This window comes from Mycobacterium venezuelense (assembly GCF_054919535.1).
Genome location: NZ_JBONDW010000018.1, coordinates 26,300 through 39,540, shown reverse-complemented (window position 1 = coordinate 39,540; position 13,241 = coordinate 26,300). Strand labels below are relative to the sequence as shown.

The following is a 13,241-nucleotide window of genomic DNA, read 5'->3' as shown; positions in this document are numbered from 1 at the left end:
GCGTTGTATGTCCTGAGAAAACTCCCAACCCGGCTCCAGCGCGCCGGCTGTGCGGCAATGATTGAGGTACCCGAGTTCAGGAGCGGACACCCATGGCCACGATCGAAGCCAACGCACAGACCAACTCGTCACTCGAGCAGGACTTTGAACAGGACGTAGCCGCCACCCAAGCGTATTTCGACAGTCCCCGCTTCGACGGCATCATTCGGCTGTATTCGGCCCGTCAGGTCGCCGAGCAGCGCGGCACGATCCCTTCGGACTATCCGGTGGCACGCGAAGCGGCGACCGCGTTCTACCCCTACCTGCGGGAACTGTTCGCCAAAAAGAAGAGCATCACGACGTTCGGGCCGTATTCGCCGGGTCAGGCCGTGGTGATGAAGCGCATGGGCATCGGCGGCATCTACCTCGGCGGGTGGGCCACCTCGGCGAAGGGTTCGATCAGCGAGGATCCCGGCCCCGACCTGGCCTCCTACCCGCTGAGCCAGGTGCCCGACGAGGCGGCCGGGCTGGTGCGCGCGTTGCTCACCGCCGATCGCAACCAGCAGTACCTGCGCCTGCGGATGTCCGACGAACAACGTGCCGCGACGCCCGCCTACGATTACCGGCCGTTCATCATCGCCGACGCCGATACCGGCCACGGCGGTGATCCACACGTACGCAACCTGATTCGCCGCTTCGTCGAGTCCGGCGTGCCCGGCTACCACATCGAAGACCAACGGCCCGGCACCAAGAAGTGCGGTCACCAGGGCGGCAAAGTCCTGGTGCCGTCCGACGAGCAGATCAAGCGACTCAACACCGCGCGGTTCCAGCTCGACATCATGCGGGTGCCCGGCATCATCGTGGCGCGCACCGACGCTGAGGCCGCCAACCTGATCGACAGCCGCGCCGACGAGCGCGATCAGCCCTTCCTGCTGGGCGCCACCAACCTCAAGATCCCGTCGTACAAGTCCTGCTTCTTGGCGATGGTGCGCCACTTCTACGAGTCGGGTGTCTCCGAGCTGAACGGCCACCTGCTGTACGCACTGCCTCAGGGCGAGTACTCCGCGGCCGAAGAGTGGCTGCAACGGCACGGCATCATGGACGCGGCCACCGCGGCTGCCGCGACCTGGAAGGACGGCGGCGGATCCGTCGATGCGTTGTTCGACAAGGTCGAGTCCACATTCGTCGATGCCTGGCAGGACGACGCCGGGCTCAACACGTACGGTGAGGCCGTCGCCGAACTGCTCGAGTTCCGCGAACGCGAGGGCGAGCCCGCCGAGATGAGTGCCGCCGACTGGCGCACGTTCGCGACACGGGCACCGTTGTATTCGGCCCGGGAGAAGGCCAAGGAACTGGGCGCCGACGTCGCATGGGACTGTGAGCGGGCCAAGACACCGGAGGGCTATTACCAAGTCCGCGGCGGCATCCCGTATGCGATCGCGAAGTCCCTGGCTGCGGCGCCGTTCGCCGACATCCTGTGGATGGAGACCAAGACCGCCGACCTCGCCGATGCCAAGCAGTTCGCCGACGCGATCCACGCGGAGTTCCCCGACCAGATGCTGGCCTACAACCTCTCCCCGTCGTTCAACTGGGACACCACCGGCATGACCGACGACGAGATGCGCGCGTTCCCCGAGGAACTCGGGAAGATGGGGTTCGTCTTCAACTTCATCACCTACGGCGGCCACCAGGTCGACGGCGTCGCGTGCGAGGAGTTCGCCACGTCGCTTCAGCAGGAGGGCATGCTCGCGCTGGCCCGCTTGCAGCGCAAGATGCGTCTGGTCGAATCGCCTTACCGCACACCGCAAACCCTGGTCGGCGGTCCGCGCAGCGATGCGGCACTCGCGGCGTCCTCGGGCCGTACGGCGACCACCAAGGCCATGGGCAAGGGTTCGACGCAGCATCAGCACCTGGTGCAGACCGAGGTGCCCAAGAAGCTGCTCGAGGAATGGCTGACGCTGTGGAGCGAGCACTACCAACTGCCCGAGAAACTCCGGGTTCAGCTGCGTCCGCGGCGTGCCGGGTCCGATGTGCTCGATCTCGGCATCTACGGCGACGGTGACGAGCCGTTGGCCAATGTGGTCGTCGACCCGATCAAGGACCGGCACGGGCGCAGCATCCTCACGGTGCGCGACCAGAACACGTTCTCCGAGAAGCTGCGCAAGAAGCGGCTGATGGACCTCATCCATCTTTGGCTGATCCACCGCTTCAAGGCCGAGATCGTGTACTACGTGACGCCGACCGAGGACAACATCTACCAAACCGAGAAGATGAAAGCCCACGGCATTTTCAGCGACGTGTACCAGGAGGTGGGCGAGATCATCGTCGCCGACGTCAACAAGCCTCGTATCGATGAATTGCTCGCGTCCGACCGAGAAGCGCTCGGGCGACTGATCCGCAAGGAGGATTGACCCAGCGCGTGCCCCTGCAGAACCGGGTCACGCCCGGTGGAGCGATCATCGCGACCAGTGCCCGCGGCACGTTCATGGGCAACCGCGGCATCCTGCACGACGACAACCGGCGGATCATTCGCACCTCGCGCAACGCGATGTGGTTGATCTGCGAGCTCGAATTCAAGGGCCGCAGGCGCGAACTCATGCGTCCCGGTGCTTACACCGAGCTGTTCTTCCTGGATGAGGCGGTCGCGCTCGCGGCCGGTCACCGGCCCTGCGGCGAATGCCGGCGAGAGTTCTACCGCGCCTACATCGACGGGGCCAACGCCGGTAATGCCCACCCCATCGGCTCGGCGAAGGAACTCGACAGACAACTCAGGGCATCCCGGCAGGAGCCCGGAAGAACGGCGGCGATCGCGACACTGCCCGATGGGGTGTTCGTCACTCTCGGCGACAACGACTTTCGGCTGATCTGGAAACGGGCGGCACACCGCTGGTCGCCGGAGGGCTACACCGAAGCCGTCAGGCTCACAGACGATCGACAGGTTCGCGTGGTGACGCCCCGACTGTCCGTCGATGCGCTGCGAGAGGGCTATCCGGTTCAGGTACATCCGTCGGTCGATGCCGTCACAATTCGGTAATCACCGCGCGGCCGGCAGACCGGCCGAGTCGTGCGTTAATCACATCGATGCCCAAACAACACTGGCCGGTGCTCGATCGGCGCAAGATTCTGCTCGGCGCCGCCGCCGTCGGCGGCTTCCTGGCGCTGGACGTGGGTGCGTTGCTGTTCGCCACGAATACCGTCGGGCCACGGCGCCTCACACCTCAGACGTTCGTCGACGGCTTCCGGACAGTGTTCGGCCACCATCCCGGGTACCGGCTGAACCATTCCAAGGGCGTAGCGGTGTCGGGCTATTTCGAGAGCAACGGAAACGGCACGGAGCTGTCCCGCGCCGCTGTCTTCGGCGCCGGACTCACGCCGGTGGCCGGCCGGTTCTCGTTCGGCAACGGAAATCCCCGCGTGCCCGACGATCCCGCGCTGGCGCGGGGACTCGGGCTGGTGTTCGGTTTCCCCACCGACGAGCAGTGGCGGATGGCGCTGTTGAATCTGCCGGTGTTTCCCGACAATTCGCCACAGGGTTTCTACGACCGGCTCCTGGCGGGTAAGCCGGTGCCTGCCACCGGAAAGCCGGATCCAGACGCCATGGCACGGTTTCTCGCCGACCATCCCGAGACGGCCCGCGCGATGAAGATCATCAAGGCCAACCCACCGACCCCGGGTTTCGCCGACAGCACCTACCGCAGCCTGATCGCGTTCTATTTCGTCAACGCCGATGGCGTGCGCACACCGGTCCGGTGGTCGCTTGCGCCGATGCAACAGGCCCGCCCGGCCTATCGGGGCGACGACGGAATGTTCGACTCACTGATCGCGTCGATGCGTACCGGCCCGCTGCGCTGGCGGCTGCTGCTCACCGTTGGTGCGCCCGACGATCCCGTCGCCGACGCGACCCTGCCCTGGCCGCCCGACCGGCGCACCGTTGACGCCGGGGTGCTCACCCTCGACACCATCGAGACCGAACGCCCCGGAAACAGTCGAGATATCAATTTCGACCCGATGGTGCTGCCCAGCGGGATCGAACCATCCGAGGATCCGCTGCTGAGTGCCCGATCGGCCGTCTACGGTGCGTCCTACCGCATCCGTAGCCGCGAGGCCCAGATTTCACCACCCGAGGTTCAGGTCGACGAGGTGCAGACGTGACCGCCGTACGCCACGCCGCCTCGACGCGCGTATTCCACTGGCTGAGCGCGCTTCTCGTGTTCGCGGCATTGTTCGTCGGGTTCGCGATGGTCAACTCGATCGCGAGTTATGCCACCCTTCTCGTGGTCCACAAGACGCTTGGGGTCACGATCCTAATGGTCATCCTGTTGCGTATCGGCAACCGGCTGTTCCACCGCGGTCCGCCGCTGCCGCCGACCGTCGGGGCGCTGGAGCGCAAAATCATTGTGATGTCGGAGTTCTCGCTGTACGGACTGCTCGCGCTCCAGCCGCTTCTGGGCTGGGCGATGCTCTCGGCGGCAGGCAATCGCGTTTCCATCGGTGGCGTCGCGTTACCGCGTATCGCACCGTTCTCCGGCGATCTCTACGGCGTGCTCCGCCAAGCCCACACGGTCGTCGCATTCCTGCTGATGGCGGTGATCGCCGCGCACGTGTCCGCCGTGCTACTGCACACCGTCACGTTGCGTGACGGGATGTTGCAGCGCATGTCATTTCGACTGCCGCGCCGAATTGCCCACGCTCAGCCGCGCAGCGAAAGCCGCGATGACGAACCCGCCGAGCGCTGACCATCCCACCGTGCCGTCGAGCCCGTTCTTGGCCATCAACGTCAAAGCCGCACCGGCAAGGCAGATCAGTGTGCCCGCCACGATCGACCGGCCGCCGGTCACGCGTACCGGCCCATCCCACCACGGCAGCGGCCGGTGCTCGAGCGGTGAGAGCAGCCGGAACGCCGCGGCCATCAGCACCGCGAACAACGCCGCGCGCAACGCGAGCAGTCCCCAGAAGCCGGGTGCATGCGGATCGAACGCATCCAGGCCGATGGCGTGCAGACTGAATGCCGCGACCGCGATGACCGGGATGTGCCACAGGTAGATCGTCATCGCTCCCCTGTTGCCGACCGCGACGACGTACCACACCCGCGGCCGTTGCGCCCACCGCTGTATCGCGGCGGCTGCCGCCACGAACAGGCACGACACCCAGGTGCAGTGCAGCGCGAGCAGCAGCGTGGGCGGCGACACGTTCGACACCCGCTCGGTCCCGGTGACCACGAGCGACACGTCGTAGGGACCGAACACGACGAGCAGCACCGCGGCGACGAACGCCGACACCGCCACAGCGGCGGCGACCCGCGCCTGGATCAGGCCTCGGGCGTAGGCCACCCCGATCACCATCGGGATGAGCCACACGACGATCAGGTTCGGGGTGCCGATGGCTGCCGAGTCGAGTTGGAACCGCAGCACGTCGAACACCGCCGACACCGCGACGAGAATCGCCACCAGCGCTGCCGCCGACCGCCCCGTCGACAGCCGCGTCAAGGCAGGCACGAACGCGAGAGCCACGAGATACACGCCGAGAAACCACAGCAGCGCCACACATTCGCGTCCGAGCGCGTCCGCGGACTCCTCACCCATCGTCATGTGCACCGCGATCAGGGCGACCGTCCACACCGCGAGATACCAGAACACGGGCCGGCACAGTCGTTGCGCCCGGGTGAACAGCCAAGCACCCCAGAGGTTCCCGCGATGCCAGCTGTATGCGCCGGCGGCGCCGCCGGCGAGGAAGAACAACGGCATGACCTGCAGCACCCAGGTGATCGGGGTGAGCGCAGGGATTTCACCGAGAATGTTGCCGACTCGCACCCCGCCGGAATCGATCGTCGCGAGCAGCATCGCGCAGTGCCCGAACATCACGACCACTAGCGCGCCGAGCCGCGCGACGTCGACCGCGCGGTCCCGGTCGGGCTTGGTCTCGGCGGCCACGGCGTCCGGGGACGGCACGACCTCAGGCGTATGCATGCCTTCAGTCTGCCGGTCCAGGGGCCTGCGTGGATGGGTAGTTATACCCACAAGTTCGGGCATTTCGGACATACGAACGGCAACCAACCGCCATAATCCAGCGGGGGTGAGCCGGATGTCGAAACGGATTCTGGGCCGAGTCAGCGCCGCGATGGTCGGCGCGGTGGCTTCGGTGTTGGCGAGCGTGGCAGGCCCCGCCGCCGCCAATCCGAACAGCGTTGCACCGACGTTGCCCGCGTTCGTCCCCTACCACTCGAATTGGTCACCGAACTACACGGTGTTCCCCTACAACCTGTGGCAGAACCGGGTCACGCCCGAGCAGATCACCGCACAGCGCGACTCCTGCCAGTGGTTCAACGCCCAGTACGACACTCTGATGAGCCAGGTCTTCGGGTTCCAGCGCTTCCTGGGCGATCACGATGACGATTGGACCGCGCCCGGAGTTCAGCCCGCAGGCGACATCGTCATCGCGAACCTCGATCAGTCCGCGGGGTTCCTCGATCCACGGGCACACACCTTGTACATCACCAATTACCCGGACCAGAGCCAGTATTCGCCGCTGTACAACGGTGATTCGATCTACCGGCTGTGGTACCAGTTCACCCAGATCAGCGACAAGATGAAACAGAAGCTGCCGTCCGGGGTCATCAACGCCAACATCGCCACGGCAAACGTGTACGGAACGGTGATCCGAGATTCCGGTGTGTGCACGGGGGCGTGAAGTACATTGCTGAGCGTGCGCGGGAACTTGTTCGCCAATGGCCGAGGCCGCTGGCTGGCATTGGCGACATCGATCGCCGTCGCTGCCGCGATGTTCTACGCGCAAGGCACCGAGGCTCCGTGCTGCGCTGAGGCGCCCGTAGCGGCGCCGCCCAGCCAGGAGACGGTGCCGACCGCTACGAGTCCCGCCGAAGCCGAGTTGTTGGCGGCAAGTGCGCCGGTCGCCGCGCGCGACTTCCAGCTCGCGTTGCCGCCCGGTGTAGCACCCGAGTCCGGTTTGCAGGTCAAGACCATCTGGGCGGCCCGGGCCATCAGCGTGATGTTCCCCGAGATCACCACGATCGGCGGGTACCGGCAAGATCCGTTGAAGTGGCACCCCAACGGGCTCGCGATCGACGTGATGATCCCCGACTATCACTCCGACGAGGGCATCGCACTCGGCAATCAGATCGCCGGGTTCGCCCTCGCGAATGCCAAGCGGTGGGGCGTGCTGCATGTGATCTGGCGGCAGGGCTACTACCCGGGCATCGGCGCGCCGAGCTGGACCGCGGACTACGGGTCGGAAACCCTCAACCACTTCGACCACGTCCACATCGCCACCGACGGCGGCGGATACCCGACGGGCGAAGAAACGTACTACATCGGCTCACTGAAACGGCCCAATTAACCGGCTTCTAAACACGAATGTGGTAAACGCCATAGATTTTGCCTGCGACGCCACACGTCACTAGAACTTCGCGACTACTGCTGGTCACCAGTAAACCGTCACAGTCCACATGGACGTGCTCAATCAAAGTCGCGGGATAGCGGCTGAGCTGGCAGTTCACGTTCGTGGTACGACAGAACGCCGTCCACCCACAGGAAACGCGGCCGCGTCAACCCACGATTGACGGCGGACCGCTGATTCGTTGCCATCGCTGAATGCAGGTAACGCCGCCGATGGCAATGATCGTCATTTCCGCCGGTAGGGTCCGGACCTCGTGGGAAGACACCGTCTAGCTGAGAGACGGCGCAGCCGTCGGTCGGCCGTCGTCGGTGCCGTCGTCATACCTGCTGCGACGATTCTGATCGCCGGCGCAGACACGGTGCCGACCTTCAATCCTGATGTCCGATGCTGCGCGGAGGTCAAGCCCGCGGCGGCTGTCGCGCCGCCCGTCGCCAATCCCGCGCCGGCTCCGCTGCCGCCGCCGGACGCCCGCGCCGCTCGTCGCGATATCCGGGTTCCGCTGCCGGTCGGCAAGGCGCCGGAGAAGGGCCTGCAGGTCGAGACGATCTTGGCGGCCCGCGCCGTCAGTGCGGCCTTCCCCGAGATCCTGACCATCGGCGGGGTCCGGTCCGACCCGCTGAAGTGGCATCCCCATGGGTTGGCGATCGACGTGATGATCCCGCACTACGCCACCCCAGAAGGCAAAGCCCTCGGCGAGCGAATCGTCGCCTATGTCCTCGACAACGCCGATCGATTCGGGGTCAACCACGTCATCTTCCGGCAGACCCTCTACCGGCACGACGGTTCGAAGAAGCGCATGTCGGACCGAGGCGGAGACACCGCCAACCACTACGACCACGTACACATCGCCACGAACGGTGGCGGCTACCCGACGGGTCACGAAACCTACTTGCGATAGAGCGCATCTCGTCGCGTCCGCCACGCCGGAAAGTTGTGACCGGTAGAGCTGTACACCTGACACGCTGATCCCACCTGAACACAGGAGGTGAGGCGTTGTCGATCGGCGATGTGATCGAGGGCTGTGCCGGCGCGGTGACCGGTGGAGTCAAGGGCTATCTGATCGTCCTTGGCGCGACCGCGGTGTTCGCGGTGCTCTGGCGGATCGCGGCGGCTCCGCGGCGGCCCGCTCGCACTCAGCCGATCAGCGCGACCGAGCTGGCCTTCTTGCGTTCTGACATCGCGCCGGTGGTGACGGCTCTTGCCGGCCTGCGCGCGAGCGGCCGGATCACCGGCCGCGACCAGGTGGACCACACCGCGCCGGCCGAACCGGAGGTCGACCGGTTCACCGCACGATTGCTGGAACACGCGGCCACCGATCCCGTGCACACCGTGCCAACGTTGTTCGCCGCGTCCCAGTCCGACCTCGCATCGCTGGAGGCACAACTCAGTGCGCGCGGGCTGGTGCGGACCCGCGCCGAGCGGTCGCGCATGCGCTGGGGCACGGCACCATCGATCGCGGTCCTGCTCGTCGGCGTCGCCTCGTGCGTGTATCTGGTGACGCAGGTGTCGCACCGCGCGCAAGATGTCGTGCCGTTGGTGGTGATGGTGTTCGCCGTTGCCATGTTCGGGCTGGTAGCAGTCCCCCGCCTACTCAGCGTGGATCGGCTGACGCGTGCGGGCCGGCGCCTGCTTGCGGCCGAGCAGGAGCGGCTGGCCTACCTGGAGCCGGCAAAGCGGCCTGCGTTCGCCACGTACGGCCCCGCTGCGGTGGCGTGGTCGGTGGCGCTGTTCGGTACCGGCGCGCTGTGGGCGGTCGACGCCGAGTACTCGACCGCGGTGCAGCTGGCCGGGTCCGCCTCCGGCGGCGGCCCCGACGGCGCGGGCTGCGGCGCGTCGTGCGGGGGCGACGGCGGTGGCGGCTGCGGAAGTGGATGCGGTGGCTGTGGCGGAGGGTGCGGCGGATGAGCGGCTTCTGCCGTGCCGTGCCCGCGCTGGGAGATGTCGGCATCGGCTGGCGGCGCGAGATCGCCGGGGTGATCGCCGATCTGCGGCCGGGGTTCTGCGAGGTGATCGCCGAGTCGATACCCGTGCGCCGCCGCAAAGCCCGGCCGGACCCGCTGCTAGCCGGCCTGGCCGCGCGCGGTGTGCCGGCGATCCCGCACGGCGTGGCTCTTTCCCTCGGCGGCGCCGAACCCGTGCAGCCCAAGCGAATTCGACGGTTGGCGGCGTGCGCGCAGGCGCTCGGCGCCCCGGTGGTCAGTGAGCACATCGCGTTCGTGCGGGCAGGCGGGATCGAGGCCGGGCATCTGCTGCCGGTGCCTCGCACCCGCGAGGCACTGGACGTGTTGGCGGCCAACATCGAACGCACCCGACGGGAATTGCCGGTGCCGCTGGCCGTCGAGAACATCGCGTCGTTCGTGGAGTGGCCCGAATCGGATCTCACCGAATCGGAGTTCCTCACCGAACTGCTCGAACGCACCGGCGTCCTGTTGGTCCTCGATGTCGCGAACGTATATGCCAACGCGCGCAACCGAGGCCGCGACCCGCACCAGGAGCTCGCGCGGTTACCGGTCGAGCGGGTGGCTTACAGCCACGTCGCGGGCGGGCACGAGGACGGCCGCTTCTACCACGACACGCACACCGACCGGACTCCGAGTGGGGTGCTGGATTTGGTTGCGGCACTGCGGGAACGGGTCGACACCCCGTTCATGCTCGAGCGCGACGGGCGCTACCCGCCGACCGCGCAACTGTTCGACGAGCTCGACGCGATCGCCGCAGCCGCGGGCTCCGTGCCCATCACGACCGCGGCCCGGGAGGTGTGGGTATGACGAATCGCGGCACATTGGCGCGCCGCCAAGAGGCGTTGGTCCGGGCGCTGGTCGCCGGTGGCCCGGTGCCGCCGGGCTTCGATCCGGACGCGGTGGCCGCGGCCGGCGCGGTGTGCCGACACAAGCGCGACGCCCACGCACATGCGCTCGCACGTCGGCGCCGCCGGTGGTCTCGTCTTTGGAGATGATGATCTCCGGCTAGTTCGCGTGCCGAGTCCGTGCGACGTCGGCGGCGCCATTGCCGGTGACGAGCCACAGCGTGGTCAAGCTGTCCACGAGATCGGCGAGCGACACCCGCGCGCGCCCGTCCACGTACGCGAGGATCGCGTCGGCCGTCCCACCCACGATGAACGCCGGCGCGACCTGCGCGAGCGGATCGGTCTCCAGCTCCACGCCGTGCACCATGCGGGCGTGCCCGACGAGCACTGCAGTCAGCCCGCGCATCACGGTGTCTCGGTGTTGGTGCAGCGCCGGTGCACTCGCCACCCCGCCGAGAAGCACCCGCGCGTGCCGCGGGTCGTCGATGAGGGTGTGGACCACCGCCTCGACCGCGGCCCGCGCCTGCGCCGCAAGGGGTTCCGCTGATGCACCTGCCGCGGCGGTGAGTGTGGCAGCACTGACGTTGGCGGCGATGTCGTCGACCGTCGCGGCGGCCACCGCGTCCAGATCGGCGAAGTTCTCATAGAAGTAGCGCTTGTTCAGCCCCGCCGCCGCGCACAGTTTGTCGACGGTGATGGTGCGCCACTCGTTGCCGCACATGGCGTCGACGGCGGCGTCGAGCAATCGCGCGCGCCGCACCTGGCGGCGTTCCTCGGCGGACTGGCCGCCGTAGCTGCGCTGCGACTCGGACACCACCCGATCGTTGTTCTCTCCCGAATTCGCCATTGACAACCGCCAACTCTCTCTGGCACCGTTTCGTACCAGATTATCTGGCACAGCTTTGTACCACAATTGGTTCAAATGGAGGAGTCGATGACTGTCCTCTCATCGGATACCGCGGCCGAAGCCAAGCTCCGACTACAGTGTGTGGCAGCAGAATTCACCTCCCGCTACCCCAGCCGCGAGCACGCCCTTGCCCAACCCCCGACCGGGTCGAACCTCAAGCCGGTACCGGGCAACTACGGCTTCCCGGTCATCGGGCACATCATGAGTACGATCGTCGAGCCACTGGAGTTCGCCCGGCGCCGCTACGACCGCTATGGGCCCGTGTCCTGGGCCGGCGGCGTGGGTTTCCGGGTCGTGCAACTCATGGGTCCGGAAGCCCTTGAGACCGTCTGGATAAACCGCGACAAGGCGTTCTCCAGCACCAAGGGTTGGGCGCCGGTGATCGGACCGTTCTTCCATCGCGGGATCATGCTGCTCGATTTCGAGGAACACCGCGACCATCGCCGCATCATGCAGCAGGCCTTCACCCGCAGCGCCTTGGACGGCTACCTCGACCTGATGCGACCCGGCATCGCCCGCACGATCGCCAATTGGCCTGCCGCGCCGCGCTTTCCGTTCTACACCTCCGTCAAACACCTGCTCCTCGACCAGGCCGCAGAGGTGTTCGTCGGCGCCGAGCTCGGTACCGAGTCCGACCGCCTGTCGGCAGACTTCCACGACACCGTGTGCGGCGGCCAGGCGATGATCCGCGCCGACATCCCCGGCGGCATGTGGGCCCGCGGGCTCCGCGCCCGTGAGCGTCTCGAGCGCTACTTCGCCGCGCAACTGCCGGCCCGGCGGGCCGGTACCGGCACCGACCTCTTTTCGATGCTGTGCCGCAGCCGAAGTGACGACGGCGACCGATTCAGCGACGCAGACATCGTCAACCACATGATCTTTCTGCTCATGGCCGCCCACGACACGAGCGCCATCGCGATCTCCATGCTCGTCTACGAGCTCGGGCGAAACATCCGCTGGCAGAACGCACTTCGCGACGAAGCCCAAGCCGATCCCAGCGACCACCTCACAACCGCCGACCTGACCGATGCCTATCCCCTGCTCGATGCGGCCTTCAAGGAGATCCTGCGCATGTACGCGCCGGCAGGCACGCTGTTTCGCCAGGCGATCAAGGACACCGACGTCGCCGGGCACTACATTCCTCGCAAGACTCAAGTGGCGATCAACGTCTACGCCTCCATGCGGCTCGCCGACTGGTGGCCCGAACCGGACCTCTTCGATCCGGCCCGCTTCCTCACCGGCGCCGACGCCTCCGCCGTCCACCGCTACGCATTCGCCCCGTTCGGTGGCGGCGTCCACAAATGCCTCGGCCAGCAATTCGCCGACATGAACGTCAAGGCGATCATGCATCAGTTGTTGCGCCGCTTTCAGTGGCACGTACCCGCGGGCTATCGGCCCCGCATGACATGGGGAACCGGGCCGACCCCGGCTGACGGACTGCCAATTTCATTGGAGCGGTTGGCTTGTGTGGGCACCCGATGAGTTCCGGCGGCGCGCCGAGTCTGCCCCTGTGACGGCGCTCGTTCCCGGGCGCCCCGGACTGTAGGAGCCATCCGCCATGATCTTTGTGAACCTGCCGGTCGCCGACGTCGAGCGCTCACGGAAGTTCTTCGCCGACCTCGGCTACACCTTCAACGAGGCATTCAGCGGCGATACGGCGGTGACGGTGGTGCTCGGTGAGAACCAATTCGCGATGCTCATCCAGCGTGACACCTTCGACTCCCTCCATCCCCTGGAGACCGCGGACGCCTCCAAGGTGAAGGAGTGCGTCATCTGCCTGAGCGTCGACAGCCGCGAGGGCGTGGACGCGTTGGTCGACCACGCACTCGCATTGGGCGGCACGGTCGGCGACACCGAGGATCAGGGCGACATGTACGGCCGCAGCTACAACGACTTGGACGGCCACTCCTGGCAGATCTTTTGGGTGAATCCCGTTGCCGCTGCCGCGGCCAGTGAGGAAGTCGACGCGGCGGTGGGGTGACGGCACCGGCGCAGGTTCCCTACACCCCAGGCTTTAGGGATGAAGAAACCAATGTCGGGCTGACCGGACCCGTCGTAGTACAAGACTGGCCAGCTCCGCGGTGTAGTTGCAGAAAAATCTCCGCCGTTCACCCGCAACCAAGCGATTTCGTGTCAGTG

The 13,241-nt window shown here is 66.7% G+C and carries 14 protein-coding genes; 12 read left to right on the top strand and 2 right to left on the bottom strand.

Features of this window, described 5'->3' with window-relative positions; genetic code table 11:
* Positions 1 to 92: 92 nt before the first annotated feature.
* From aceA to ACRCUN_RS25525, 4 genes are read left to right on the top strand one after another with little or no spacing between them, the layout of a single operon-like run.
* Positions 93 to 2,390 carry an isocitrate lyase ICL2 gene (gene aceA, locus ACRCUN_RS25540; protein WP_462144409.1) on the top strand — a complete coding sequence of 766 codons (2,298 nt, stop codon included), beginning with the start codon at positions 93 to 95 and terminating at the stop codon, positions 2,388 to 2,390.
* Positions 2,387 to 3,013, top strand: a complete 627-nt coding sequence (locus tag ACRCUN_RS25535; protein ID WP_462144408.1) for a hypothetical protein — start codon at positions 2,387 to 2,389, stop codon at positions 3,011 to 3,013. The genes aceA and ACRCUN_RS25535 overlap by 4 nt, the downstream gene beginning before the upstream one ends.
* 47 nt (positions 3,014 to 3,060) lie before the next feature.
* Positions 3,061 to 4,131, top strand: coding sequence for a catalase family peroxidase (locus ACRCUN_RS25530; protein WP_462144407.1), 1,071 nt, complete (start codon positions 3,061 to 3,063; stop codon positions 4,129 to 4,131).
* The gene (locus ACRCUN_RS25525) at positions 4,128 to 4,715 is read left to right on the top strand and encodes a cytochrome b (protein WP_462144406.1); all 588 of its coding nucleotides are present in this window, start codon (positions 4,128 to 4,130) and stop codon (positions 4,713 to 4,715) included. The genes ACRCUN_RS25530 and ACRCUN_RS25525 overlap by 4 nt, the downstream gene beginning before the upstream one ends.
* Here ACRCUN_RS25525 and ACRCUN_RS25520 read toward each other — a convergent pair.
* Complete coding sequence (locus tag ACRCUN_RS25520) at positions 4,638 to 5,945, bottom strand: acyltransferase family protein (RefSeq protein WP_462144405.1); 1,308 nt, start codon at positions 5,943 to 5,945, stop codon at positions 4,638 to 4,640. The two genes, ACRCUN_RS25525 and ACRCUN_RS25520, sit on opposite strands and share 78 nt — an antisense overlap.
* A 115-nt stretch (positions 5,946 to 6,060) precedes the next feature.
* Between ACRCUN_RS25520 and ACRCUN_RS25515 the strand changes: the two genes are divergently transcribed.
* From ACRCUN_RS25515 to ACRCUN_RS25490, 6 genes are all read left to right on the top strand, one after another.
* The gene (locus ACRCUN_RS25515) at positions 6,061 to 6,666 is read left to right on the top strand and encodes a hypothetical protein (RefSeq protein ID WP_462144404.1); all 606 of its coding nucleotides are present in this window, start codon (positions 6,061 to 6,063) and stop codon (positions 6,664 to 6,666) included.
* Between the two features lie 90 nt (positions 6,667 to 6,756).
* Positions 6,757 to 7,332 carry a VldE C-terminal domain-containing protein gene (locus ACRCUN_RS25510; RefSeq protein WP_462144529.1) on the top strand — a complete coding sequence of 192 codons (576 nt, stop codon included), beginning with the start codon at positions 6,757 to 6,759 and terminating at the stop codon, positions 7,330 to 7,332.
* Positions 7,333 to 7,645: 313 nt separating this feature from the next.
* The gene (locus ACRCUN_RS25505) at positions 7,646 to 8,290 is read left to right on the top strand and encodes a VldE C-terminal domain-containing protein (RefSeq protein ID WP_462144403.1); all 645 of its coding nucleotides are present in this window, start codon (positions 7,646 to 7,648) and stop codon (positions 8,288 to 8,290) included.
* Between the two features lie 95 nt (positions 8,291 to 8,385).
* A complete protein-coding gene (locus ACRCUN_RS25500) occupies positions 8,386 to 9,297 on the top strand; it encodes a TIGR04222 domain-containing membrane protein (RefSeq protein WP_462144402.1) in 912 nt (303 codons plus the stop codon).
* Positions 9,294 to 10,160 carry an MbnB/TglH/ChrH family RiPP precursor modification enzyme gene (locus ACRCUN_RS25495; RefSeq protein WP_462144401.1) on the top strand — a complete coding sequence of 289 codons (867 nt, stop codon included), beginning with the start codon at positions 9,294 to 9,296 and terminating at the stop codon, positions 10,158 to 10,160. Before ACRCUN_RS25500 ends, ACRCUN_RS25495 begins: the two co-directional genes overlap by 4 nt.
* Complete coding sequence (locus ACRCUN_RS25490) at positions 10,157 to 10,348, top strand: SCO6045 C-terminal-like domain-containing protein (protein WP_462144400.1); 192 nt, start codon at positions 10,157 to 10,159, stop codon at positions 10,346 to 10,348. The genes ACRCUN_RS25495 and ACRCUN_RS25490 overlap by 4 nt, the downstream gene beginning before the upstream one ends.
* Before the next feature lie 10 nt (positions 10,349 to 10,358).
* Here the strand turns inward: ACRCUN_RS25490 and ACRCUN_RS25485 are convergent, their stop codons facing one another.
* On the bottom strand, positions 10,359 to 11,015 hold the full coding sequence (locus ACRCUN_RS25485; protein ID WP_462144528.1) for a TetR/AcrR family transcriptional regulator: 657 nt from the start codon (positions 11,013 to 11,015) through the stop codon (positions 10,359 to 10,361).
* A gap of 117 nt (positions 11,016 to 11,132) precedes the next feature.
* Here ACRCUN_RS25485 and ACRCUN_RS25480 point away from each other — a divergent pair, with 117 nt between their 5' ends.
* Positions 11,133 to 12,584, top strand: coding sequence for a cytochrome P450 (locus ACRCUN_RS25480; protein ID WP_462144399.1), 1,452 nt, complete (start codon positions 11,133 to 11,135; stop codon positions 12,582 to 12,584).
* Positions 12,585 to 12,660: 76 nt separating this feature from the next.
* Complete coding sequence (locus ACRCUN_RS25475; protein WP_462144398.1) at positions 12,661 to 13,083, top strand: VOC family protein; 423 nt, start codon at positions 12,661 to 12,663, stop codon at positions 13,081 to 13,083.
* Positions 13,084 to 13,241: the final 158 nt, after the last annotated feature.